This window comes from Rhodanobacter sp. C06 (assembly GCF_002001105.1).
Lineage (GTDB): Bacteria > Pseudomonadota > Gammaproteobacteria > Xanthomonadales > Rhodanobacteraceae > Rhodanobacter_A.
Window position 1 is genome coordinate 26,120 of sequence record NZ_MUNP01000045.1, and the last position, 26,295, is coordinate 52,414.

A 26,295-nucleotide genomic window follows, 5' to 3' on the forward strand; every position below is an offset into this window, starting at 1 on the left:
GCATGGCCGCACGACTCAAGGAAACGGCCCGGGCATTCCGGGCCGTTTCGTTTGGCGTCGCATGCAACGAGACGGCGCGATGCGACAGTGAGGCGACTTCCAGCCCGCGGTCGGTGACAATCTCGGCAGCGAACGCCAGCCAGGACGCCCGTGCCAGTTCCTTCATCCGCCACAGTCGCAGACGCCATCCAGCCGGGCCTGATGGTGGTGCACGGCAACCATCTGGAAGACCTGCGCGACCTGCTGGTCGAATGGCTGGCGCGCACGCCGCTGGCGCCGCTGGAAGACGAGACGATGCTGGTGCAGAGCAACGGCATCGCGCAGTGGCTGAAGCTGGCGCTGGCGCGCCCGCGCGACGCGGGCGGCATGGGCATCAGCGCGGCGGTGGAAATGCATCTGCCCGGCCGCTTCCTGTGGCAGGCCTACCGCGCCGTGCTGGGCCGCGAGGCGGTGCCGGCCGATTCGCCATTCGACAAGTCGCGGCTGGCCTGGCGGCTGATGCGGCTCTTGCCCACGCAACTCGGCCACGCCGACTTCGCGCCGCTGCGGCATTTCCTGGGCGAAGGCCAAGCCGACCCGGGCAAGCCCGACCCAATCAAACTTTTCCAGCTCGCGCAGCAGATCGCCGACCTGTTCGACCAGTACCAGGTCTACCGCGCCGACTGGCTGGATGACTGGGAGCATGGCCGCGACGGGCTGCGCGATGATTTACGCGCACAACGCGAGCCGCTGCCCGTCTCGCAACGCTGGCAGGCGAGGCTGTGGCGCGCGCTGTTGGAAGATGTCGGCCCTTCGCAGCGCGACAGCCATCGCGCCGCCATGCATCGCGCCTTCCTTGCGCGCGCCGCGGCGCTGGAACAACGCCCTGCCGGCTTGCCGCGACGCCTCGTGGTGTTCGGCATCTCCTCGCTGCCGCAACAGACGCTGGAGGCGCTCACCGCGCTGGGACGCGTCTGCCAGGTGCTGCTGCTGGTGACGAACCCGTGCCGGCACTACTGGGCCGACATCATCGAGGACCGCGAGCTGCTCAAGGCCGAGCAGCGCCGTCAGGCCAGCAAGCCCGGCCTGCCCGCCGAGCCGCGCTACGAAGAGCTGCACCTGCACGCGAACCCGCTGCTCGCCGCCTGGGGCAAGCAGGGCCGCGACTACATCCGCCTGCTCGACAGCTTCGACACCCCCGCGGCCTACCGCCCGCGCTTCGCCGCGCTGGGCCGCGACATCGACCTGTTCGTCGACCCCGGCCGCGACAGCCTGCTGCACCAGGTGCAGCAGGCCATCCTCGACCTCGAACCGCTGCCGGCCGATCCCGCGCAACGCCAGTCGCTGATCGCGGGCGACGACTCGCTGCGCTTCCACGTCGCGCACAATCCGCAGCGCGAGGTGGAGATCCTCCACGACAACCTGCTCGCGATGTTCGAGCAGGCCGCGCGCAAGGGCACAGCGCTGGCGGCGCGCGACGTGATGGTGATGGTGCCGGACATCCAGACCTACGCGCCGCACATCCAGGCCGTGTTCGGCCGCCTGCCGGCTGACGATCCGCGCTTCCTGCCCTGCAGCATCGCCGATCGCCCCGCACGCGGCGCCGCGCCCCTGCTGGTGGCGCTGGAACAGCTGCTGCGCCTGCCCGAATCGCGCTACGCCGCGGGCGACATCCTCGACCTGCTCGACACGCCCGCGCTGCGCCGCCGCTACGGCGTGGACGAGGCCGGCCTGCCGGTGCTGCGCCGCTGGATCGAAGGCGCCGGCATCCGCTGGGGGCTGGACGGTGCTCAAAAGGAAACGCTGGGCCTGCCGCCCGAGGAGCAGAACAGCTGGCGTTTCGGCCTGCGCCGCATGCTGCTGGGCTACGCCGTGGGCGACGGCGCCTCGCTGGATGGCATCGCGCCCTACGACGAAGTGGGCGGCCTCGATGCCGCCCTGGTCGGCCCGCTGGCCCTGCTGCTGGACAGCCTCGACCATTACGGTCAATTGCTCGCCACGCCGGCCACGCCCGCGCAATGGAGCGAGCGCCTGCGCGGCCTGCTCGCGGCGATGTTCGACGCCGGCCGTGACGACGGCGACGCCGTGCTGTTGCAGCGCCTGCACGAGGCGTTGGAGGCGTGGGAACGCGCCTGCAACGAAGCGGGCTTCGCCGACGCCTTGCCGCTGCCCGTGGTGCGCGAGCACTGGCTGTCCGTCGTGGACGAAAGCCGCCTCTCGCAGCGCTTCCTCGGCGGCGCGGTGAGCTTCGGCACGCTCTTGCCGATGCGCGCGATCCCGTTCCGCGTGGTCTGCCTGCTGGGCATGAACGACGGCGCCTACCCGCGCCGCACGAACGGGCCGGACTTCGACCTGATGGCCACGCCCGGCCAGCAACGTCCCGGCGACCGCTCGCGCCGCGAGGACGACCGTTATCTCTTCCTGGAAGCCCTGCTCGCCGCCCGCGACGCCTTGTACGTGAGCTGGGTGGGCAAGAGCGCGCGCGACAACAGCGAGCTGCCGCCTTCGGTGCTGGTGGGCCAGCTGCGCGACTACCTCGCCGCCGGCTGGGTAAAAAGGGGTCAGAGTCGCCTTTCGGGCGAGGCGACCGAATCAGAAACGGACCCGTCATCGAAAGGCGACTCTGACCCCCTTTTTGCCCTCACCACCGACTACCCGCTGCAAGCCTTCAGCCCGCGCTATTTCGACGCCGCCAGTGACGCGCGCCTATTCACCTATGCCGCCGAGTGGCAACGCGCGCGGCAGCCCCGCCGCGAAACCGAAGCCGCCACGCTCGCGCCGTGGCCGCGCGAAACGCCGTTGAACCTCGCCCTGCTGCAACGCTTCCTGCGCTCGCCGGCCAGGCTCTTCTACGCCGAACGCCTGGGCGTGCATTTCGCCGGCGACGACGATGCCGACACGGACCACGAGCCCTTCGCCCTCGATCCGCTGGAGAACCACCAATTCACCGACGCCCTGCTGCGTACCGCCATCCACGCCGGCAACAACGCGCTGGCGCCTGCCGCCGAGCGCCTGCACGAACAAGGCGCGCTGCCGCCTGGCAGCTTCGGCGCGCTGACGCTGGCACCGATGGAAGCCGCCGCCGCGCGCGTCGCCACGCGTTGGCACGCGCTGGATGCCCACTATCCGCTCACCGGTGAAAGTCATGCGCTGTATGGCGCGGCGCACGGGTTGAGCATCGAGGACGCGCTGGACGATTTGCGCACGGACGACGACGGCAGCCACGTTTGCCTCGTGGCCACGGCGAGCCTGCTCATGCCGGACAAGAAGCTGCGCCACGACAAGCTGCTGGCCCACTGGGCGGCGCACCTGCTGGCGAACGCCAATGCGCTGCCCGTCACCACCCACATCGTGGCGCCCGATGCCATGGTGCAACTGCGCCAGCTGGATACCGCCGACGCACAACGCCATCTCGACGCGCTGCTCGCCGCCTTCGCCGCCGGCCTGTGCGCGCCGCTGCCGCTCGCGCGCAAGACCGCGTTCGCCTGGCTGCAGGTCGAGGCGGCAAACGCAAAATCCCCGCCGGACAAACAGAAGTCCGCCGCCGCTCTCGCAGACGCAACCGCCGCGGTCGCCAGCAAACGCTACGACCACAACGACGGCGAGCACGGTCGCGGCGAAGTGGACGAGGAACCCGCGCTGGCCCGCAGCTGGCCCGACTTCGCCGCCCTGCACGCCGCCGGCTTCGAGGACTGGCTGCATCTGTACCGCCCGCTGCTGGACGCCGCGTGCGTCGTGGATGACGCCGCATGAACAGCACGCAAGCGCTCGACCCGCTGCGCCTGCCGCTGGCCGGCACCCAGCTGATCGAAGCCAGTGCCGGCACCGGCAAGACCTGGACCATCGCCGCGCTGTACCTGCGCCTGGTGCTGGGCCACGGCGGCGGCGCGCCGTTGCTGCCCGCGCAGATCCTGGTGATGACTTTCACCAAGGCCGCCACCGCCGAGCTGCGCGAACGCATTCGCACACGGCTGGCGGAAGCGGCCGAAGCCTTCCGCGACAAGCGCGCGCCCGACGATTCCCTCGCCGCGCTGATCGCCGACTACCCCGACGCCGAGCAGCGCGCCCGCGCCGCGCGCCAGCTGGAACTGGCCGCGCAGTGGATGGACGAGGCCGCGGTGTTCACCATCCACGGCTGGTGCCAGCGCATGCTCAGCCAGCACGCCTTCGCCAGCGGCGAGGCCGCCAGCGCGGACGTGGTGGCCGACGAGGCCGAGCTGCTCGCCGATGCGGTGCGCGACTACTGGCGCGGCCATGTTTTCACGCTGGGTCGCGAGGCCGCCGCCGTGTTCCTCGGCGCGTGGAAGACCCCGGCGGAGCTGCAAAAAGCGCTCGCGCCCCTGCTGCCCCACGCGGATCGCTTGCAGCTGGACGGCCAGCCGTTGCCCGCGCCGCGCGCACCGAAGGACCTGCTCGACGCCCCTGCCGGCGCGCTGCACGAGGCCGAGGCCACGGCCCGCCAGGCGTGGCTGGCCGCCGTCGACGCGATCGAGGCCATGCTGCTCACGGCTTCGGAAACCAAGGTGCTCAAGGGCAACCTGGTCGTACCGAAAAACCTTCCCGGCCACCTCGCCACCATGCGCGCGTGGGCCCAGGGCGGCGAACTCGGCGACGATACGCTGGCGCGCTTCACGCAGTCGCGTTTGACCGAATGCACCGCCAAGGACAAGCAAGCTCCCGCGCACCCGGCCTTTGCCGCACTGGAACACGTGCAGGCCCGCCGGGCCGAAATCCTGGCGCTTCCACCATTGCTGCTCGCCCACGCCGCCCCCTGGGTGGCACGACGCGTGGACGAAGCCCGCCGCCGGCTGGCCCAGCTCGGTTACGACGACATGCTGAAGCGCCTGGACACCGCCCTGCACGGTGCGGCGGGCGATGCGCTGGCGCGCCTGATCGCCACGCAATATCCGGTGGCGCTGGTGGACGAGTTCCAGGACACCGACCCGCTGCAGTGGCGCATCTTGCAGCGCTGCTACGTGGGCATCGAAGGCAAGGCGTTGCTGCTGATCGGCGACCCCAAGCAAGCCATCTACGGCTTTCGCGGCGCCGACATCCACACCTACCTCGCCGCGCGCGAGCGGGCCGCCAAGCCGCACTGGACGCTGGGCACCAACCATCGCTCCACCGCGGCACTGGTCAAGGCCGTCAACCGGGTCTTCCTGTTTGCCGACCCATACGACGACGGCGCCTTCGGCTTCGGCAAGGCGCTGCCTTTCATCGAGGTGGACGCCAGGGGTCGCACGGAACAGCTGCAGCTCGACGGCGAAACCCTGCCCGCCATGCCCGTGGCCGTCCAGACGTCCGCATCGGCACTCAGCTCGGGCGCCTGGCGCGAGACCATGGCCGAACACGCCGCCGCGCAGCTGGTGGCCTGGCTCACCGCCGCGCAGCAAGGCCGCTGCGGCTTCGTGGACGCGCACGGCCAGCTCATGCCGCTGCAGCCCGGCGACATCGCCATCCTGGTGCGCGACCGGCACGACGCCGCGGCGATGCGCGCGGCACTGCACGCGCGCGGCCTCGCCCACGTCTATCTCTCGGACAACCAGTCGGTGTACGCCAGCGCCGAAGCCGCGGAACTGCTCGCCTGGCTCGCCGCCTGCGCCCAGCCCGGCAACGACCGTGCCATGCGCACCGCGCTGGCCACGCCGTGCATGGGCCAGAGCCTGGCCGAGCTGGAGCGCCTGAACACCGACGAGGCGCACTGGGAAGCCTGCGGCGAACACTTCCGCCAGCTGCATGCGCTGTGGCAACGCCACGGCGTGCTCGCGATGCTGCACGACTTGCTGCATCGTTTCGGCGTGCCCGCACGTCTGTTGGCCCGCGCCGACGGCGAACGCGCACTCACCAACCTCTTGCACTTGGCCGAACTGCTGCAGCAGGCCGCCACCGGGCTGGATGGCGAGCACGCGCTGATCCGCCATCTCGCCACGCAGGTCGCCAACCCCGCCGGCGGCGAGGCCGCCGAGGAACAGATCGTGCGGCTGGAGAGCGAAGCCGCGCTGATCAAGATCGTCACCATCCACAAATCCAAGGGCCTGGAATACCCCGTGGTGCTGCTGCCCTTCGTCTGCGGCTTCCGCGAAACCAGCGACAAGAAGCCGTTGCTGTGGCACGACGCGCACGGTGCGGCGCACTTCGACCTGCGCCCCGACGCCGAGGCCTGGAAGCAGGCCGAGGTCGAACGCCTGCAGGAGGATCTGCGCCTGCTCTACGTGGCGCTTACCCGCGCCCGCCACCTGTGCTGGCTGGGCGTGGCCTGCCTGAAGAACGGCAACGGCAAGGCGTCGGAGCTGCACAAGTCCGCCTTCGGCTACGTGCTGTCCGGCGGCCAGCCCATCGAGCCCGCAGAGCTGCGCGCACGCGTCGACCAACTCGCCCAAGGCCAGGGCGCCATCCATGTCGCCGAGCTGCCCGAGCAGGCCGACACGCAGCGCTACCGGCCCCAGGACCACGCGATCCAGCCGCGCGACGCGCGCCGGTGCACGTTGCCCCCGCACACGCCGTGGTGGATCGCCAGCTACAGCGCGCTGGCCCAGCACGACGAGGCCACGCCGAACACCGCGCCGGAAACCCCCGCCCAGTCCACGCTGGCCGAAGCCACGCAGGCGGACGACACCGCCGAGGCCGCCCCCGCCGCGCAAGGCATTCACGCCTTCCCCCGCGGCGCTGCACCCGGCACCTTCCTGCACGAGCTCTTGGAGCACTGCGCCGAAGAAGGCTTCGCCCGTGCCGCCGCGCCCTCGCCGCTGCTGCTGGAAACCATCGCGCGGCGCTGCCAGGCGCACGACTGGAAACGCTGGATCACACCCTTGAGCGCCTGGCTACCCATCCTGCTGCGCACGCCGCTGCGCTTGCCTGATGGCGACGCCGTGCCGCTGGCCGCGCTCCGCGATCCGCAGCGCTACCGCGCCGAACTGGAGTTCTGGTTCGAGGCCAGGCACGTGCAGGCGCAGGCGCTGGATCGGCTCGTCACGACGCACACGCTGGCCGGCGCGCCGCGCCCCGCGCTCGCGCCCAAGCTGGTCAACGGCATGCTCAAGGGCTTCATCGACCTCGTGTTCGAACACGAGGGCCGCTGGTACGTGGCCGACTACAAGTCGAACTGGCTGGGCCGCGACGCCGGCGCCTACACCGCGGCGGCGATGCGCGAGTCGGTGCTGCAGAGTCGCTACGACCTGCAGTACGCGATCTACACGCTGGCCTTGCATCGCCAGCTCCAGGCCCGCCTGCCCGGTTACGACTACGCGCGCCACATGGGCGGCGTGCTCTACCTCTACCTGCGCGGCGTGGACGGCGCCGGCCACGGCGTGCACGTCGAACGGCTGCCGTTCGCGCTGGTCGACGCGCTGGACCAGCTGTTTGCCACGGGGGGCATCGGCCATGGCGCTTGAAGCCTTGCTCGACCGCGCACTGGAACAGCAGCGCCTGCGTCCACTGGACGTGGCCTTCGCGCGCTTCCTCGCCGAACGCGATGCGCTGGCCCCGCCCGTGCTCTTGTGGCTGGCCGCCGTGCTAAGCCGGCAGCTGGCCGACGGCCACCTGTGCCTGGACCTCGACCTGCTCCCCGCCCTGGCCGAGGAACAGGACTGGCCCGCCGACTGGCGCGTGCTCGCCGACGACCTGCGTGCGAACGGCCCGCCCGCTTCGCCGCTGCTCGCCGCGAGCCATGCGGGCGAACCGGACCACGCGCCGCTGGTGCTCGACGGCACGCGGCTGTACCTGCGCCGCTACTGGCGCCACGAACGCGGCGTGGCACAGGGCGTCCTCGCCCGCGTGGCGCGCACGGAGCCGGCCTCGCCGCATCTCGCCGAGGAATTGGCGCGGCTGTTTCCCACCGACCGCAGGAGCGGCTTCAGCCGCGACAACGCGCGGCATGAAATCGCGGCTGAAGCCGCTCCTACGGCCGCTCCTGCGACAGGCACGGCACCCGACTGGCCGCGCGTCGCCTGCGCGCTGGCCGCACGCGGCGCGTTCGGCGTGATCACGGGCGGCCCCGGCACCGGCAAGACCACCACCGTGGTGCGCCTGCTCGGCCTGCTGCAGACGCTGCAGCTGCGCGAGCACGCGCAGCCGCTGCGCATCCGCCTCGCCGCGCCCACCGGCAAGGCCGCGGCGCGGCTCAACGCCTCGATCACGGAGCAGATCAGGCAACTGGACGTGGACGACGCGGTGCGCGCGGCGATTCCCGTCGACGTGACCACCCTGCACCGCCTGCTCGGTGCGCGGCCCGACACGCGCCGCTTCCGCCACGATGCGCGCAACCCGCTGCACCTGGACGTGCTGGTGGTCGACGAAGCCTCGATGATCGACCTGGAAATGATGGCAGCCGTGCTCGACGCGCTGCCCGGAGACGCGCGGCTGATCCTGCTCGGCGACAAGGACCAGCTCTCCTCGGTGGAGGCCGGCGCGGTGCTGGGCGACCTGTGCCGCCGCGCCGACGCCGGCCACTACGACGCCGCCACCGCGCAATGGATCGAAGCCACCACCGGCGACGACATCGCCGCCTTCATGCAGCCCGACGCGCAACCGCTGGACCAGCGCATCGCCATGTTGCGCATGAGCCACCGCTTCGGCGCGACCAGCGGCATCGGCCGCCTGGCGCGCGTAGTGAACGCGGGCGATGCACTCGCCGTGCGGGACCTGCTGGCTGCTACACCGGCGGATCTCGCCTGGTTGCCGAACGCGGATGCCGCCGCGCTGGAAGCACTGGCGATCGACGGCATCGCCGCTTCGCGCCAGCTCGGCGACGCGCCTTGCGGTTATCGCCACTACCTAGCATGGCTGCGCGCCCATCGCCCCGCCGCCGATGCCGGCATGGAGGCGCACGAAGCCTGGGCGCGCGGTGCGCTGGACGCGTTCAACCGGTTCCAGCTGCTGTGCGCGCTGCGCCAGGGCCCGCATGGCGTGGAAGGCCTGAACCGGCAACTCGCCGCGGCGCTGCGCGCACGCGGGCTGATCGAGAACGGCCATGCCCTTGACGGTCCAGGCTGGTATGAAGGCCGCCCCGTGCTGCTCACCCGCAACGACTACGGCCTGGGCCTGATGAACGGCGACATCGGCCTGTGCCTGCGCCTGCCCGCCGCCGACGGCCGCGGCGGCACGCGATTGGCCGTGGCCTTCCTCGCCACCGCCGCCGACCACGCCGGCGGCACACGACTGCGCTTCGTCGCACCATCAAGGCTCGCCGACGCGGAAACCGCCTGGGCGCTCACCGTGCACAAGTCGCAAGGCTCGGAGTTCGAACACACCGCCCTGCTGCTGCCGCCCGAGCCGAACGCCGTGCTGACGCGCGAACTGCTCTACACCGGCATCACCCGCGCCCGCCGCTGCTTCAGCCTCGTCGGCAGCGCGGCGATCGTCGAGCAGATGATCGCCCGGCGCACGCAGCGCCACTCGGGGCTGGCGGCGCGCCTGCAGGCGGGTTGATTTCGCTTACCAGCAACCCGCCGTGGCCGGGCCGCGCGCGCCGGCCTGGTCGAGCGAGAGCGTGCCGCACTGGGTATCGCGAGCGGCCTGCGCCGCTTGCGGCGTGGCCGTGAGGGTGTAGCTCGCCGCGGCAATCGCCGACGTGGCGTAGCTGTAGTCGTTGCCGGTCCGCGCTGCCGATGCGCAATCCAGCACCAGCGTCCCGTCAGAAACCGGATTCGCCACCGGCGTGGCGCTGGTGTCCTGGTTATAGCGCAGGTTGGTCGTGTAGTAGCGCTCCATGTAGTTCGCGTACTCCGACAGGCAGGCTTGCGCCGCCACGCGCTTGGTCTTGACCACATGGCGTGTGTACGAGGGAACCGCAATGGCCGCCAGGATCGCGATGATCGCCACGATGATCATCAGCTCGATGAGGCTGAAGCCCGGTGCCGGGCCACGACCATTCATGTGCCCGCAAAATGATTTGTTCATGACGCAACTTGCTCCCATCGGCCAACCAGCTTTACTCGCGCTCCACTCCATTCCTGCGGACGCACCGATCAATTCCTGATTTCCTTCCAGGAGATGCGCGACGGTATGTCAGTGCTGGGTGGATTCACCTTGCTGAGGGCAGGTACGCCAGTCACCGTCTGGGTCACGAAATACGTCTGGCCGTTGTCCGTGACCGTGGTCGCACTGCCAACTGCATTGAGTTGGATCCCGCCAACCGCCGAGCCGTCGGAATTATTGCCGAACGCCCCGCTTCCATTGGGGAAGAAGCCGTTGGGGAGTGCCCCTCCCGATGCCGGATCGAATGCCATCGTCCAGCCGCTCTGCAGTCCGGGATTGCACTGGATCGCCGATATCACCGGTGGAATGGCCGTACTGACCACCACCGCACCATCTATGATGGACGGGTTGTAGACGATCTGCTCTTGGGTCAAGGGAAAGTCGAACAACCAGCCATACTGGGTGTTGCCTCCCGCCCCCCCCGCACAGGTCGTGCTGCCCAGCCAGCACACCATCTTGGTCGTGCTCAGATTGCGAAAGCCGAGTACCGAGCCGGCGCCGGCGGACGTCGACACCAGGGTCTGTGCCATGAGCTTGCTCCGGACAATCGCCTGGGCCCCCGTCAGACTGGCGTACTGTGCTTTCGACCCAACCGCCACGTTCCATGCGTTCATGTCCCAATCCCAGATGCCATAGAAGGTCTGGGTACCGGTCGCATAGACATCCGGATTGGTCGCGCTGAGCGGGGTCTTCTGGCCGGTACCGAACAGCACCATGACCCGGTTGACACTGCCGGTCCTGACGGCGGCGATGGAGGCCGCGGTCGTGATGGGCTGACGATTGCCAGCTGCGTCCTTGGCTACGAACAATGGCGTTGCCGCCGCATTCCCGAATTTCGAAACACCCCAGCTCGCGGCCGTCTTGCCGGTGACGTCGAAGCGCCAGACATTCCCCTGCAGATCGCCGGCGTAGAGGTAATCCGTGATGTTGTCGCCATCGAGATCCCCCTGACTGACATAGGCGATGCCGTTCGCGCTCGTCGGTGAACCCACGCCCGTGTCGAGAAACTGGAACGTGACTGCGCCGGTGCTCGAATCGACCAGGCCGATATACACGCCTGCCGACGCACCGCTACCCAGTCCATTGCCGAAGATGATCGCCCACTGTCCGTTGTGCATGCGGCTGATGATCGGCGAACCGACGGTTTGCCCGAGATGCGACAGGCCCGTCGTGGCACTGGTCCAGTCGCCCACGACGACTGAAGAGGCCGTGCTTTGCGAGAAATTGCCCGGATTGGTGATGTCGAGCGCGTAGACCTCCTTGCCCCCGCTCCCCACTCCACCCACCAGCCACGTATGCCATGCGTTGTTGTAGAACAGGTCGCCTGCCGTCGGGGTGGCATCCACGAAATAACCGTGCACATAGGTCGGGTTGGCGAGGCTGGCCGTCGCCGCGCTGGAAAGCACGGCCGACGGCATGAACCCGAGCACCTCCTTGCCGTCATTGATCGTGCCGGTATAGGTGCCGCCGCCATTGGTCGGGGTGTAGTTGCCGGCGGCGTCATAGGCGCCGGCGCGGAACCCGTGCAGGAACCCATCATTGCCGCCCACGTAGACCACGTTCAGCCGCGTCGCGTTCGTGCTGGCGAAGTTGCTGTAGGCCTGCGCACCGCTCTGGTTCTCGGGTTGGACGACCGAACTCCCGTACAGGCCATCGCTGAACACGTCGGGATTGGTGCCTGGCACTGGAGCACCTACCCAGGTCGGACTGGAATTGATGATGTCTCCCAGCACTGCGGTCCGCGCGCGCAGATTGCCCGGGGTCGGGCTGGCCAGCTGCTCGGTCGAGCGATCACCTCGCAGCCATTTCAGGCGATTCGCGCCCGCACCATCGGTGCTGTTCAGGGCGGTCTGCTGGGCTGTGGTGAGGCTGGCCCATTCCAACGGCGACGCCTTGCCGCCAACACTGTCCCAGGTCAGCAGCGTGCGCGCGGTCGGACCCTGTGCTGCGATGGTCGTGGTCGGGTTGCCTTGGGCATCCGTCCCCATCGCCGAACACAGGCCGCCGGTAAGCACGCACTTGGCGTCCCAGTTGGACACGGTGGCGATGCTGACGGTGTTGCCGGAGGTAACCAGCGAATTGGATACCAGCGAGCCCCACCAGTTATCCGACGAGTACGACGCCAGATAGATTTGCGAACCGGTTTTTACCTGCCCCGACTGCACCGTATTGGCGCTGGCGCTGCTGTTGGACTGCAGCGGCGCGGCCTGGAAACAGGTGATTTCATGAACGTTGTAGCTGCCACCGGTACCGGCCGAGAAACCGAAACGGAAGGATGCCGGCACCGGGCCGTTGCTGGCCGTGATCTGGTTGTTTACCAGCACCGGCTGGAACGCGCCGTTGTTGTAGCTGTAGGAAAAATTCAGCAGCCCACCCGGGGAAAGCGTCAACTTGTAGGTGATCGGCCAGGTGTTCTTGGTGTAGTCGGCCGGAGCACTCGGATTGCCGGCTCGCGTCGGCGAGCCCTCATTGGCAATCAGCGTGCCCGTGGGCAGTACCTGATAGCCGCCACCGATCGCTTTGTAGTTGTACGGGATCTGCGTGTAAACGTACGGATTATTCTTAGTCCCTGAACCAGAGGACACATATTTACCCGAACTGCATGCAGCCTTGGTCTTTGTTGCGTCCACACTCCCCAAATAATAAGCGGAATTCTGCGCCTTCAACCATGCCCACGTCGTATTGCCGGCGCCACGCAAACCAATACGCTGGGGCTGGTATTGAGAGCCGCCACCGGCGCTTATCCCGGTTAGCCCATTCGAATACGAGTTGTCGCCATACGCCTTCGTGCCGCCGGTGGCCCGCGAATTGAGAATGCCAGTGTCGGTGTTGTCACCCGAGTTGAGAAAATTCCCGAACTCGTCGATGCCCAGGCCAAGATAGGCATTGGCCATGCCTTCATACGTAGCGTTGCTGTTGGAACAGCTGTAGCCCATGCTGCCGCCTAGTCCACCGGCCACCGTGGGAGCAGCTGCGGTGCCGTCGGTCAGCATGAACGAGATGCCGTCCGCGCCATCCTTTGCCGGGCTTTGACTGTCGCCACCATACGTATAGGTGGTGAACGTGACTTGCAGGCCCTGGCTCATGGGAAAGGTGAAATTCGAGAGAATCGCACCGGTCTGATTGGTCTGAGGCGGGGTCAGGCGCAGCGCACCGGAACCGATGGCGTCCTTGGGAGCAGTGACCCCTATATTCGCGCAGCCCGGGATGACGCCGGCACCTTTGGCCGCACTGCCCGCCGTGAGGCAGGCATCATTCAACGCAAGCCATTGGTTGTTGGTCGTCCCACTCGAAAAATTCTCCTTGTAGCTGGTCTGTGCCGTGACCGCACCGGACAAGAGCAGGCCTGCGAACAGGGATGCCAGCTGGGTGTGTTTGATGGGCATGACCTTCCCCTTGTTCTTTGACCGGATATCCCGGACTGGCGCCGATCGATCCTCGGCGATGCGACAAACTCGATGGCGTGGCTCGGTGCAGACCGTTCTCCACCTCGGCACAATGCCCGGGGAAAGCGCCGCAACCCGCCTCATGTGTCGGACAATGTCAGGCAAGCGGGCCACGGCCTCATCGCCTGAAGACGGACTGAAGCACGACGGTCGCCCGGTCGCCCCCGGCAGCCGGACCACTGCGGACGGTGATCCGATAGAAATCCGCGCATGGATTCTTGCTTGGGCTCGTCGGACTGTCGGTGCATGCGTAGGTGCGTCCCTTGCCTCCGAGGTCGATCACCGAGGGGGCGGGGCCGCTGAAATTTCCCATGTACTCGATGACGTACTGCGGCTGTGCGGCAGCCAGGTTGCCGGCATCAAACGACGCCTTGGCCACGGACTGGATGTTCGCTGCCGGCAGCGTGCCGTCACTCAGCGGATTGGCCATGCACTTGATGACGGTTGCCGCCTTCGGCGAGCAGTCCCGGATGGTCGCTGGCAAGGTCGGGCGGGACGGTGGCAACGATGGCTGCAAGGCCTGCACCACGATATGCGCCTGCCGCAGCCCTGCCTCACCTACCTGGAAGGCGATCTGTCGATCGCTGAAGTTGGCCGCCATCTTCTGCTGCATGACGGTGCCGCGCACCGCCGCCAGCCCCACCAGCGTGATTACCACCAGCAGGATCAGCGCAGTCACCAAGGCCACGCCGCGCTGGCCGGCATACGCCGGTGGCTGACCGTGCTTGTTGCATGCACCGGCTGGGCGCACCACCGTCGGGTAAGCGACGGACGTCGTGTCCGCAGCGATACCGATGCAAGTTCGAGCTGGTTCCGGCAGAGAAAGCGCGAGCGTAAGAGCGTGACTCATCTCAATTCACCCGATTGCGTGCGGTGGTGGAGGCGGTAAAGACGCGCGTGATCGGCTTGGCGTCGACACCGGCGCGCTGGTCGGTGCTTTGCAGCGTCAGCTGGACCTGCACGGCGCTTACCGCCCCCCAGTTGGTGATCGAGCTCGCCGGTCCGAAAGCGGCATTGCCTGACTGGAGATATTGGATGCGCATGGCAGTGACATTGCGCACCATTTCATCCGTGGTCGTTCCGAGCACTCCAGCGTTGTTGACCAGCTGCACGCGATACAGCGAGAAGCCTCCGACCACGGGAGGCGGCGTGGCACCGATGTACCAGTCCACCGCGCTCAATCTGGCGATCGACGCGTTGGCCCCGAAAGCATAGGGAACGCCGGTACTCGCAAGGATGTTGGAGTAGTTGCCAGGCGTGGTGGTAAGCGTGCTGTAGCCGAGTGTCTTGGCGGCGCTGTTGTAGCTGGTGGACTGGAAGATGGCCGAGAACTGGGGGTCGCACACGATCATCGCATCGCCGATTGCCAGATCGGGACTGGTTTCGTTGAGCGTGAACGTCGTCGTGGCCGTGCTGTGGCTAGATATGCTCAGACCGGCGTTGTTGGCACCGATGAGCTGCAACGAGTCGTTGCCGGCCACGGCCGGCGTGGCTGCCGGCGGTGCCGGATCGGCGGCGGTGCCGGCACCGTAACCGATCAGCGCGTTGTTCCAGTTGGCCCACCAGACGGTGCCGCCACCACCCGGGCTGTTCTTGAGGACGCTGGTGATGTTCCCGCTGCCGCTGCTGTCACAACCGGTGAGCCCGGCGTTGCGGATATCCTGCGCCAGCATCTCGAACGCCATGCGCGTGTTGTCCTGCACGTCGCTCAGCGCGGCATTGGTGCGGTAGACCTGCTGGTTGGCGAGGAACACGCTGCTGACGCCGCCAATGACGATCAGGCCCAGCAGCATGGCCACCATCAGCTCGATCAGGGTGAAGCCGGCCACGCTCCTGTTGTGCTGCGCGCACGAGCTGACGCGCAAGGCATGCGTGCGGCGACCGCGGTTCATAGCATGGCCCTGGTGGTGACGGTTTGCGTGCCGGTCGTGCTGCCGGTGCCTGCCGCACCGGACTTGCTGTCGTCGTAGGTCACGGTGATGGTGCAATCGCCTGCGGTACCCGTGCAGGCGACCGTCCCGGTGGTGCTGGCAGCCGAGCCGAGGCTGGCTGCCAGCTGGCCGCACCATTGGGCAAGCTGGACGCCGGCCAGCGTGCTGGTATCCGTGGGGCAGGCATTGCCCGTGACCTTCTTGTTGTTGTAGGCGCCGTTCTGGGCCGACGCCAAGTCCGCGCGCATGGCATCGAGGATCGAGTAGGTTCCGATGACGGCCACGCTGCGCGCCATCGAACTGTTGTTCATCGACAACGAGCGCGCCTGCAACGCGGCGATGCCGAGGAAACCGACCGACAGCACCAGCACGGCGATCAAAACCTCGATCAGTCCGACGCCAGCTTGCCGGGAACGCAGGCACCATGGATGCCGCAGAGGAAAGATCATGCGGTTCATGACGAGGGGCAGTCTCCGCTGGTGGTCGTGGTGGCGAGGATCGAGCCCGCCGTCATGGTGATCAGGCGGTGGTTGTCGCGACTCAGCTGGCTGATGCAGATGTCTGCCACCACGCCGCTGTAAGGCGCAGTGGCCGCGGCGAGGGCATTGCGCGCCTGCCCTTGCGTGGTGAAACGCAGTGCGGTCAGGTCACCGCTGACCTGGACGGGCAAAACAAGACTGATCGGGCTGACGAGCACCCGACTGGAGGTACCGCCGCTCATGGCCCAGACCGCGCCGCTTTCGGTGCCGCACGCTCCGCCAAGCGTGTCGCTGGTGTTGGCGGCGGCCGAGTTGCTGCAGAACTGGGTGCTGGCGTTGCGCTTGACCGCCTCCATGCGGGCGACGCTGATCGCGTTGACCAGGTCGTTGGCGGCGGTGTTGAGCCGGTTGGAAAGCGTGATATTCCGGAAGCTCGGCACCGCGATCATCAGCAACACCGCGGCCACGGCCACGGTGACCATCAGCTCGACCAGGGTGAAGCCGCGTTGGCGGCGCCGCGTCGGCGCCTGCCCGCCGATGGGACGCCAGCGGCGTGGCGCGCCTGGCAAGACGTCCGCTGGCTGCGGCTGGACTGGCATGAGCGTTCCCCTGAGCCCGTGAATTCGCAGGGTAGCGACGCAAGTTATTTCGTCAAGTATTTGCGAGGATGAACGGCAAGAATTTGCCGACAAGCGGCAGGCTGGCGTCGCCAAACCTGTTCGCCGCCACGTCGCGGACTCCGCTAAACACGTTGTGGATGACACGAAACGCGACTCACATGCCCCGGCACGCGAGCGACCACGTGGCGCTCAGACGACAAAAGGCCCGCATCGCTGCGGGCCTTTTGTCGTGACCTGGTGCCGGAAACAGGAGTCGAACCTGCGACCTACGCATTACGAATGCGCCGCTCTACCAACTGAGCTATTCCGGCGATGGCGAGCCGCGAAGTTTACGGGGCGGCCGGATGGGGCGCAAGCCGGATCAGCCTGCCGCCGGGCCGCTCTCGACGACGCGCAGTTCCTTGGGCAGGGCGAAGGTGATGGTCTCCGGCTCGCCGTCCAGCTCGCGCACCGCGCCGGCGCCCCAGGATTGCAGGCGGGCGATCACGTCGCGCACCAGCTTCTCGGGTGCGGAGGCGCCCGCGGTGAGGCCAATGCGGCTCACGCCATCCAGCCAGGATCGCTCGATGTGCTCGGCGCCGTCGATCAGGTGCGCGCGCACGCCCTGCTTCTCGGCCAGCTCGCGCAGGCGGTTGGAGTTGGAGCTGTTGACCGAGCCGACCACCAGCATCAGGTCCACCGCGTCGGCGAGCCGGCGCACGGCGTCCTGGCGGTTCTGGGTGGCGTAGCAGATGTCGTCCTTGCGTGGTCCCTCGACGTCGGGGAACTGCGCGCGCAACGCCGTGATGATGGCCTTGGTGTCGTCCACCGACAGCGTGGTCTGGGTGACGTAGGACAGTTCATGCGGGAACTTCGGCGTCAGTACCGCCACATCCTCCACCGATTCCACCAACAGGATCTCACCGCTGTTGGCGGGGTTCCACTGGCCCATGGTGCCTTCCACCTCGGGGTGGCCGGCGTGGCCGATCAGCACCACGCTGCGGCCGATGCGGCCCAGCCGCGCCACTTCCATGTGCACCTTGGTGACCAGCGGACAAGTGGCGTCGAACACCTTGAGGTCGCGCCGCTCGGCTTCCTCGCGCACCGCCTTGGAAACGCCGTGGGCGCTGAAGATCACCGTGGCGCCGTCGGGCACCTCGTGCAGTTCCTCGACGAACACCGCGCCGTCGTGGCGCAGCTTGTCCACCACGTAGCGGTTGTGCACTACCTCGTGGCGCACGTAGATCGGCGCGCCATACGACTCCAGCGCGCGCTCGACGATGGCGATGGCGCGATCGACGCCTGCGCAGAAACCGCGGGGATTGGCGAGCAGGATGTCCATAGTGAAAGCCGTGGCGTTATCCCTCCCCCTGCTTGCAGGGGGAGATGGAGGGGGTGAGGCCAACGGCTTTACCCCTCCCCAACCCTCCCCTGCGCGCAGGGGAGGGAGCGGATACCGATTATCGCACGCCGTCCTGCCCCTTGCCGCCGAACAGGCCGAATGCCACCAGCATCACCGCCCCCACGCTAACGCCGCAATCAGCCACGTTGAAGGTCGCGAAATGCCAAGCGCCGAACTGCACGTCAACGAAATCGGTCACCGCCGCGGCATGCAGGCGATCGATCAGGTTGCCGATCGCGCCGCCGATGATCATCGAAAGCGGCAGCGCCGTGCGCCAGTCGCGCCGCCCGGTGCGCGCGAGCCACGCCACCAGCACCGCGCTGATGACGAGCGCCAGCACCACGAAGAACCAGCGCTGCCAGCCGCCGCCCAGGGCCAGGAAGCTGAAGGCGGCACCGGGGTTGAAGGCCAACGTCCAGTTGAGGAAGCCGGGAATCACCGGATGCGGGATGCCAGCGGGCTGCAATGCGGCCAGTGCCCACCACTTGCTGAGCTGGTCGAGGGCGATGACGAGGGCGGAAAGCAGCAGCCAGGGAAGCGCGTTGGGTTTGGTGGTCATGGGCATGAAGCTTCCGATTCACTCCTCCTCCTGCGTGCAGGGGGAGGCTGGGAGGGGGTGATTCCGGCGATGGGAGAGCAGGTCAAAAGCCACCCTACCCCAACCCTCCCCTGCACGCAGGGGAGGGTGTACGGCAAGCGCCGTACCACGGTGGAAGGCGGATCAGAACCAGCGGCGATCCTCGCCCGGCCCTTCCACGTTGCTCACGCAGCGGCCGCACAGCTCCGGGTGCTCGGCGTGATGGCCCACGTCGTCGCGGCGGTGCCAGCAGCGCACGCACTTGGCGGCCTCGCTGACCGTGGCCGAGACCCATACGTCGGCGCCTTCCAGCTCGGTGAGCACGGCGTCATCCGGCTGGCCGCCAGCCTTGTCCAGGCGCACGTCGGAGGTGATGAAGAAGAAGCGCAGCTCATCCATCGCTGGCGCGTAGCGCGCCACCGTGGCCTCGTCAGCGTGGACCGCCAGCTTCGCCTCCAGCGCGGCTCCGATCTGCCCGTCCTTGCGCATGCTTTCGAGCACGCGCGCGGCGGTGTCGCGGATCGCCAGCAGGTCGCTCCACCAGCGGCGCTGTTCCAGCGAGGCCTGGGTGGCGGCCAGGCCGTCGTACCAGGTCTCCAGCAGCACGCTCTCGCCGCGCGGGCCCGGCAGCGCCTGCCAGATTTCCTCGGCAGTGAAGGCGAGGATCGGCGCCAGCCAGCGCACCAGCGCCTCGGCGATGCGGTACATCGCGCTCTGCGCGCTGCGCCGGCCGTGGCTGTCGGTCGGCATGGTGTAGAGGCGGTCCTTGGTGATGTCCAAGTACAGCGCACCCATCTCGTTGGTGCAGAAGTTCTGCACGCGCGCCACCACCTCGGGGAAGTCGTAGCGTTCGTAGGCAGCGACCACCGCCTGTTGCACGTCGAACGCCTGCTGCACCGCCCACTGGTCGAGCGGCAGGCTGTCTTCCACTTTCACCAGGTGCTGCGCGGGGTCGAAGCCGTCGAGGTTGCCGAGCAGGAAGCGCGCGGTGTTGCGCAGGCGGCGGTAGCCGTCCGACACGCGCTTGAGGATCTCGTCGGAGACGCTCATCTCGTTGCGGTAGTCGGCCGAGGCCACCCACAGGCGCAGTACGTCGGCGCCCAAGGTATCCATCACCTTCTGCGGCGCCACCACGTTGCCCAGCGACTTGGACATCTTGCGGCCCGAGGCGTCCACGGTGAAGCCGTGGGTGAGCACGTCGTCGTAGGGCGCGCGGCCGTGGATCGCCGCCGAGGTGAGCAGCGAGGACTGGAACCAGCCGCGGTGCTGGTCGGAACCTTCGAGGTACATCACCTTGTACTGCGACGCGCTGCCCTGTTGCAGCTCGGGACGCTGGCCGATCACGCCGTAGTGGGTGACGCCGGAGTCGAACCACACGTCGAGCACGTCGGTGACCTTGTCGTAATCCTTCGCCTGGTCACCCAGCAACTCGGCCGGATCGAGGTCGTACCAGGCGTCGATGCCGCCCTGCTCCATGCGCCTGGCCACCTGCTCCATCAGCGCCACGGAATCGGGATGCGGCTCCTGCGTGGCCTTGTGCACGAACAGCGCGATCGGCACGCCCCACGTGCGCTGGCGGCTGATGCACCAGTCCGGCCGGCCGGCCACCATGCCGGCGATGCGCTCCTCGCCCCAGCCCGGCACCCAGCGCACGTCCTTGATCGACTTCAGCGCCGTGGCGCGCAGGCCGGCTTGCTCCATGCCGATGAACCACTGCGGCGTGGCGCGGAAGATCACCGGCGTCTTGTGGCGCCAGCAGTTCGGGTAGCTGTGCTCGATCTTCGCGTGTGCCAGCAGCACGCCGCGCCCGCGCAGCAACTCGACGATGGCGTCGTTGGCCTTCCACACGTGCATCCCGGCCAGGTCGAGCGAGCCGGCACCAGGCTCAGCCACCTTGGGCGTGTCGTCGCGGTAGGTGCCGCGCGCGCCGATGTAGTTGAGCAGGCCGATGCCGTTCTCGCGGCCGACCACGAAGTCCTCCACGCCATGGTCGGGCGAGGTATGCACCGCGCCGGTACCGTCCTCGGCGCTGACGTGCTCGCCGAGGATCACCGGCACGATGCGGTCGTAGAACGGATGGTGCAGTTGGGTGCCATTGAGCGCGGCGCCGGCGGCGTGACCGAGCGCCTTGGGCGATTCCGCGCCATAGCGGGCCAGCGCCTTCTCCACCAGCGCGGCGGCGATCACCAGCAGCACGCGCTTGCCATCGCGCGCCGGCCCTTCGACCAGCGCGTATTCCAACTCGGCACCCAGCGACACGGCCTGGCTTTCCGGCAGCGTCCACGGCGTGGTGGTCCAGATCGGCACGGCGACGATGGCGTCGCCAGAATCCACGCCAAACTTCGCCGCCAGCGCCTTGGCATCCACCGCGTCGTAGGCCACGTCCACCGCCGGCGACACCTTGTCGCCGTATTCGATCTCCGCCTCGGCCAGCGCCGAGCCGCAGTCGAAGCACCAGTACACCGGCTTGGCGCCACGCACCACGTGGCCGTTGGCGACGATGCGCGACAACGCGCGCACCATGTCCGCCTCGTACTTGAAGTCCATCGTGCGGTACGGATTTTCCCAGTCGCCCAGCACGCCGAGGCGCTTGAAGCCGGCGCGCTGGGTGTCGATCTGCTCGGCGGCGTATTCGCGGCACTTCTGGCGGAACGCGCGCGCGTCCAGCTTCTCGCCCGGCTTGCCGTGCTGCTTCTCCACCGCGATCTCGATCGGCAGGCCATGGCAGTCCCAGCCCGGCACGTAGGGCGCGCGGTGGCCGGCGAGCAGCTTGGAGCGCACCACCATGTCCTTGAGGATCTTGTTGACCGCGTGGCCGATGTGGATCGCACCGTTCGCATACGGCGGGCCGTCGTGCAGCACGAAGGCCTTGTCGCGGCCGGCGGTCTTCGCCTGGATCCGCGCATAGCGCCCGATCCGCTCCCACTCGGCAAGCCAGCCCGGCTCGCGCTTGGGCAGGTCGCCGCGCATCGGGAAGTCCGTCTGCGGCAGGTTGATGGTGCTCTTGTAATCCGTGCTCATCGGGTGCCTCGGTGGTTTCGCCCCGAAGCCGCCCGGCCCGAAGCGTCATGTGACCGCCGACCGCGCGCGGCGGCAGGCGCACGCGCTGCGAGCGGATGCCTTAAATAATAATGACGATGGCCGCAGGCGCGGGAACGCGCTCGCGGCAGGAAATCAGCTTGGGCTTTTCGCGGTACGTCATGCGCGGGCCAGTGCAGGATTCATGCCCAGGATCTCCCGGGCCGAACGCGCATCATGATCCATCTGCGCCTTCAGTGCATCCAGATCGTCGAATTTCCGCTCGTCGCGCAGCTTCGCGACGAACTCCACCGCCATGCGCCGGCCGTAGAGATCGCCCTCGAAATCGAACAGGTGTGCCTCCAGCAGCGGCTGGCTGACCTGGTTCACCGTGGGCCGCACGCCCAGGCTGGCCACGCCCGGCCAACTGCATTCGCCCTCGCCCAGCCCCACGCGCACCGCGAAGATGCCCTGCACCGGGCTGACCCGCTCGCGCAGGTGGATGTTCGCGGTGGGGAAGCCCAGCGTGCGGCCGAGCTGGTTGCCGTATTGCACCTTGCCCTCGATCACGAACGGACGGCCGAGCAGCGTGGCGGCGCCGGCGAACTCGCCAGCCCCCAGCAACTGGCGCACGCGGCTGGCGGAGACGCGTGCGCCATCCAGAAGGATGGCCGGCATCACGCAGCCAGCGAAACCGGCCTTCTCGCCCAACTCGCGCAACAAGGCCAGGTCGCCGCCACGCTTGTGGCCGAAGCGGAAGTCCGCGCCTACCCATACTTCCCTGGCAGCCAGGCGCTCGACCAAGACACGCCGCACGAAGTCATGGGCGGACATCGCCGCCAACTCGGCGTTGAAGCGCAACATGTGCACCTGCTCGAAACCCGCCGCCGCAAAGCCAAGCAGTTTCTCACGCACGCTGGAAAGGCGGGGCAGCGGCTCGGATGAGAAATAGGTCCGTGGCAGCGGCTCGAACGTGACCACCGCCGGTGCGCAACCCAAGGACCGCGCACGGCGCTGCACTTGCGCGAACAAGGCCTGGTGCCCCCGATGCAGGCCATCGAACGCACCGATGGCCACCACGCTGCCGTTGGGCGCCAGGCATCGGCCTGCGATATCGCGGGAAAGTTTCGTCATCGCGGAAGTATATCGGGCCGGCGTTCGTGCGCGATCACCCAGCCCGCAGGTCGCGCAATCGCAGGCCCGCGGCGAACAGCGTCGCCGCGTAGGTCGCGCCGCCCGCTGCCACTAGCACGGCAAGGCGCCAGACCCGGGTGAAGGTATGCGCGTCGCTCCAGTCCGGCCACAGCCAGCGTCCGGCCAGCAGCACCACCACCATCGCCGCGCAGGCCAGCGCCAGCCGCAGCCAGTGGCGCAGCCAGCCTGGCTGGCGTTCGTACACGCCGGCACGCTTGAGCCAGTGCCACAGCAGCACGAAGTTGAGATAGCTGGAGAGTGCGCTGGCGATGCCCAGCGCCAAGTGCAGGCCCGGCACCTGCGCGATGCCGGCCAGCCAGCTCTGCTGCCGCACCGCGGCCGGCGCCCACAGCTCGAACAGCAGCGCGATGAACAGGAAGTTGCACAGCATGTTCACCACCAGGGCCGCCACGCCGGCGCGTACCGGGGTCCGGGTGTCCTGCCGTGCGTAGAACGCAGGCAACAGCACCTTGACCAGCGCGTAGGCCGGCAGGCCGCAGCACAGCGCCAGGATCGACAGCGTGGACATGCGCGTGTCGAACGCGTTGAAGCGGCCGTGCTGGAACAGCGTGGCCACGATCGGCTCGGCGAGGATGAGCAGCGCGCACATCGCCGGCACCGAGATCAGCAGGGTGAGCCGCAGGCCCCAGTCCAGCGCCCGCGAGAAACCCGCGCGATCCGTGCTCACGTGATGGCGCGACAGCGAGGGCAGCACCACCGTGCCCAGCGCCACGCCGAACACGCCCAGCGGCAGTTCGAGGAAGCGCGTGGACAGCGACAGCCAGCTCTGCGAACCGGTGACCAGCAGCGAGGCGATCACCGTGTCCAGCAGCAGGTTGATCTGCGCCACCGAGGAGCCGAACAGGGTCGGCACCATCAGCTTGAGGATGCGCCGCACCTCGGGGTGCTTCCAGCCCCAGCGCGGCCACACCAGCAGATCCAGCTTGCGCAGCGCCGGCAACAGGAACAGCACCTGCAGCACGCCGGCCACCAGCACCGCCCAGCCCATCGCCATGATCGGCACGGCCAGGCGCTTCGACAGCCACAGCGCACCCGCGATCATGCAGAGGTTGAGGATCACCGGCGCCAGCGCCGGCAGCGCGAAGCGATGGAAGCTGTTCAGCGCGCCCGCGGCCAGCGCGGTCAGCGACACGCACAGCAGGAACGGGAAGGTCAGCCGCAGCAGGCTGATGGTGAGGTCGAACTTGTGCGGCTGGTCCAGCGCGCCCGGCTCGAACACCGTGGCCAGCTGGGGCGCGAAGATCAGACCCAGCGCGGTGATGATCAGCAGCACCGCGCCCAGCGTGCCGGAGACGCGCGCCATCAGCTCCTTCAGATCCTCGTGGCTGCCCTTCTCCTTCACTTCGGTGAACACCGGCACGAAGGCAGTGGAGAACGAGCCCTCGGCGAACAGCCGGCGCATGAAGTTGGGGATGCGGAACGCCACCCAGAACGCGTCGGTGACCGCATTGGCGCCGAACACCACGTTCAGCGACATGTCCCGGATCAGGCCGAGCACGCGCGACACCATCGTCATGCTGCTGAACGAGAGCAGCCCGCGAAACATGCTGGGGGACTTCATCCGGTTGCGTATCCTGGATCTGGCGCGGGCGACGAGCGCACAGTCTGCCAGCCGGCGCGGGCAAGATCACCGCCGGATCGTGGCCGAATGCGGGCAATGCCTCGCCGGCAGCCATCTAAATGCTTGACGCATGGGCGAATCGACCGCATAATTCGCCTCTTTCTTCAACCTGCAACCCGCGATTCGGGAGTTCTAACCTTGGCCAACATCAAGTCCGCGAAGAAGCGTGCGCGCCAGTCCGAGCAGCGCCGCCTGCGCAACATCAGCGCCCGTTCCATGGTGCGCACCGCGCTGAAGAAGGTCGTCAAGGCCATCGAGGCCAAGGACAAGGCTGCCGCCGTCGAGGCCTTCGCCGCCGCCCAGCCGGTGATGGATCGCTACGCTTCGCGTGGCCTGATCCACAAGAACAAGGCCGCCCGCCACAAGAGCCGCCTGAACGCGAAGATCCGCGAACTGGCGTAAGCCGGCTCGCAGCGCGCGTCACGAAAAAGCCGGCCTTGGCCGGCTTTTTTGCGGCCACCATCCCTAGAGGCCGCCCTTCGGGCCATCGCTGACGCGATGTCAAAAATCGCTCCCGGCGACTTTTTGCGTGCCACTGCCTGTGCCCGACAACCACGCGACATCCGCCCGCGTCGGGATGAATCCCGACCTACGCGTCGCCGCGCCCCCGCGTGCGAAAACATCACCGGCAAGCGTCGATCGCCTGCCCCAGTCGCTCCACGCCCACCACTTCCAGCTCACCCACGCGACCGGATTTCGGCGCGTTCGCCTTCGGCACGATGGCGCGGCGGAAACCGTGGTGCGCGGCCTCCTTCAGGCGCTCCTCTCCGTTCGGCACCGGGCGGATCTCGCCGGACAGGCCCACCTCGCCGAAGGCCACGGTCTTCTCAGGCAGCGGGCGGTCGCGCAGCGAGGACAGCACCGCCAGCAAAGCCGGCAGGTCTGCCGCGGTCTCCTGCACGCGGATGCCGCCCACCACGTTGATGAACACGTCCTGGTCGTAGGCGGCCACGCCGCCGTGCCGGTGCAACACGGCCAGCAGCATGGCGAGGCGGTTCTGTTCCAGGCCCAGCGCCACGCGACGCGGATTGCCCAGCGAGGATTGATCCACCAGCGCCTGCACCTCGACCAAGAGCGGCCGCGTGCCTTCGCGCGTCACCATCACCGCGCTGCCCGGCGTGGGGCCGGCATGCGCGGAGAGGAAGATCGCGGACGGGTTCGGAACCTCGCGCAGACCCTTGTCGCCCATCGCGAACACGCCCAGCTCGTTGACCGCGCCGAAGCGGTTCTTGAACGCGCGCAGCACGCGGAAACGCGAGCCGGATTCGCCCTCGAAATACAGCACCGCGTCGACCATGTGCTCCAGCACGCGGGGGCCCGCGATGCCGCCTTCCTTGGTCACGTGGCCGACCAGGAACACCGACGTGCCGGTTTCCTTGGCGAAGCGCGTGAGTCGCGCCGCCGATTCGCGCACCTGAGACACCGAGCCCGGCGCCGCAGTGAGCAATTCCGTCCAGATCGTCTGGATCGAATCGATCACCAGCACGCGTGGTCGCACCTGCGCCGCCTGTTCGAGGATGCGCTCGATGCAGGTCTCGGCCAGCGCCTGCAGCGGCGCCAGCGGCAGGCCCAGGCGCTGCGCGCGCGAAGCCACCTGGGCCAGCGATTCCTCGCCGGTGACGTAGACACTGGGCAGTTGCACACCCAGCGTGCCCAGCATCTGCAGCAGCAGGGTGGACTTGCCGATGCCGGGGTCGCCGCCCACCAGCACCACCGAGCCCTCGACCAGTCCACCACCCAGCACGCGATCCAGCTCGCCGATGCCGGTGAGCGTGCGCGCCTCGACGGTCAGCGCGACTTCGGTCAGCGGCATCACCTGGCTGGCGCCCGCGGCCTTGCCCGCGTAGCCGCCACGTGCGGCGCCCGCCGACTTCACCGCCGGCTGCAACACGATTTCGCTCAAGGTGTTCCACGCCCCGCACTCCGCGCACGAGCCCTGCCACTTGGGATGCTCGGCACCGCAGTCGGTGCAGACGTAGGCGGTCTTGGCCTTTGGCATGGGGAGTCCCGCTCCTGTGGAAAGTGCGACTACAGATAGCTGCCTCTTGACCTT

At 68.1% G+C, this 26,295-nt stretch carries 16 protein-coding genes and 1 tRNA gene; 4 read left to right on the forward strand and 13 right to left on the reverse strand.

Translation table 11 applies throughout. The features are described from left to right. The first annotated feature begins 150 nt into the window (after positions 1-150). From recC to recD, 3 genes are read left to right on the forward strand one after another with little or no spacing between them, the layout of a single operon-like run. Positions 151-3,732, forward strand: coding sequence for an exodeoxyribonuclease V subunit gamma (recC, locus tag B0E52_RS08580; protein ID WP_254426746.1), 3,582 nt, complete (start codon positions 151-153; stop codon positions 3,730-3,732). Then, entirely contained in the window at positions 3,729-7,370 is a 3,642-nt protein-coding gene (gene recB / locus B0E52_RS08585; protein ID WP_077483420.1) for an exodeoxyribonuclease V subunit beta, read from the forward strand. The genes recC and recB overlap by 4 nt, the downstream gene beginning before the upstream one ends. Then, positions 7,360-9,405, forward strand: a complete 2,046-nt coding sequence (gene recD, locus B0E52_RS08590) for an exodeoxyribonuclease V subunit alpha (RefSeq protein ID WP_077483421.1) — start codon at positions 7,360-7,362, stop codon at positions 9,403-9,405. Before recB ends, recD begins: the two co-directional genes overlap by 11 nt. Positions 9,406-9,411: 6 nt before the next feature. Here recD and B0E52_RS08595 read toward each other — a convergent pair whose 3' ends face one another. From B0E52_RS08595 to murJ, 12 genes are all read right to left on the reverse strand, one after another. Further along, positions 9,412-9,876: a type IV pilin protein gene (locus B0E52_RS08595; protein ID WP_077483422.1), complete on the reverse strand. Its 465-nt coding sequence runs from the start codon at positions 9,874-9,876 to the stop codon at positions 9,412-9,414. 68 nt (positions 9,877-9,944) lie between these two features. Further along, the gene (locus B0E52_RS08600; RefSeq protein ID WP_077483423.1) at positions 9,945-13,340 is read right to left on the reverse strand and encodes a PilC/PilY family type IV pilus protein; all 3,396 of its coding nucleotides are present in this window, start codon (positions 13,338-13,340) and stop codon (positions 9,945-9,947) included. Between the two features lie 178 nt (positions 13,341-13,518). After that, positions 13,519-14,250, reverse strand: coding sequence for a PilX N-terminal domain-containing pilus assembly protein (locus B0E52_RS08605; RefSeq protein ID WP_254426747.1), 732 nt, complete (start codon positions 14,248-14,250; stop codon positions 13,519-13,521). A gap of 1 nt (position 14,251) precedes the next feature. Beyond that, positions 14,252-15,229, reverse strand: a complete 978-nt coding sequence (locus B0E52_RS08610) for a prepilin-type N-terminal cleavage/methylation domain-containing protein (RefSeq protein WP_254426748.1) — start codon at positions 15,227-15,229, stop codon at positions 14,252-14,254. Positions 15,230-15,288: 59 nt separating this feature from the next. Further along, complete coding sequence (gene pilV / locus B0E52_RS08615) at positions 15,289-15,789, reverse strand: type IV pilus modification protein PilV (protein ID WP_254426749.1); 501 nt, start codon at positions 15,787-15,789, stop codon at positions 15,289-15,291. After that, positions 15,786-16,409, reverse strand: coding sequence for a GspH/FimT family pseudopilin (locus B0E52_RS08620; RefSeq protein WP_077483426.1), 624 nt, complete (start codon positions 16,407-16,409; stop codon positions 15,786-15,788). Before B0E52_RS08620 ends, pilV begins: the two co-directional genes overlap by 4 nt. Positions 16,410-16,665: 256 nt before the next feature. After that, a tRNA-Thr gene (locus B0E52_RS08625) sits at positions 16,666-16,741 on the reverse strand. Between the two features lie 50 nt (positions 16,742-16,791). Further along, positions 16,792-17,751 carry a 4-hydroxy-3-methylbut-2-enyl diphosphate reductase gene (ispH, locus tag B0E52_RS08630; protein WP_077483427.1) on the reverse strand — a complete coding sequence of 320 codons (960 nt, stop codon included), beginning with the start codon at positions 17,749-17,751 and terminating at the stop codon, positions 16,792-16,794. A 118-nt stretch (positions 17,752-17,869) separates the two neighbouring features. After that, positions 17,870-18,370, reverse strand: a complete 501-nt coding sequence (gene lspA / locus B0E52_RS08635; protein ID WP_077483428.1) for a signal peptidase II — start codon at positions 18,368-18,370, stop codon at positions 17,870-17,872. 162 nt (positions 18,371-18,532) lie between these two features. Then, on the reverse strand, positions 18,533-21,409 hold the full coding sequence (gene ileS / locus B0E52_RS08640) for an isoleucine--tRNA ligase (RefSeq protein WP_077483429.1): 2,877 nt from the start codon (positions 21,407-21,409) through the stop codon (positions 18,533-18,535). Between the two features lie 177 nt (positions 21,410-21,586). Beyond that, positions 21,587-22,540, reverse strand: coding sequence for a bifunctional riboflavin kinase/FAD synthetase (locus B0E52_RS08645; RefSeq protein WP_077483430.1), 954 nt, complete (start codon positions 22,538-22,540; stop codon positions 21,587-21,589). Between the two features lie 34 nt (positions 22,541-22,574). Continuing rightward, positions 22,575-24,167, reverse strand: coding sequence for a murein biosynthesis integral membrane protein MurJ (gene murJ, locus B0E52_RS08650; RefSeq protein WP_174575550.1), 1,593 nt, complete (start codon positions 24,165-24,167; stop codon positions 22,575-22,577). A gap of 213 nt (positions 24,168-24,380) precedes the next feature. Here murJ and rpsT point away from each other — a divergent pair, with 213 nt between their 5' ends. Next, positions 24,381-24,644: a 30S ribosomal protein S20 gene (gene rpsT, locus B0E52_RS08655; RefSeq protein ID WP_077483432.1), complete on the forward strand. Its 264-nt coding sequence runs from the start codon at positions 24,381-24,383 to the stop codon at positions 24,642-24,644. Between the two features lie 220 nt (positions 24,645-24,864). Here the strand turns inward: rpsT and radA are convergent, their stop codons facing one another. After that, a complete protein-coding gene (gene radA, locus B0E52_RS08660) occupies positions 24,865-26,241 on the reverse strand; it encodes a DNA repair protein RadA (RefSeq protein ID WP_077483433.1) in 1,377 nt (458 codons plus the stop codon). Between the last annotated feature and the right edge of the window lie 54 nt (positions 26,242-26,295).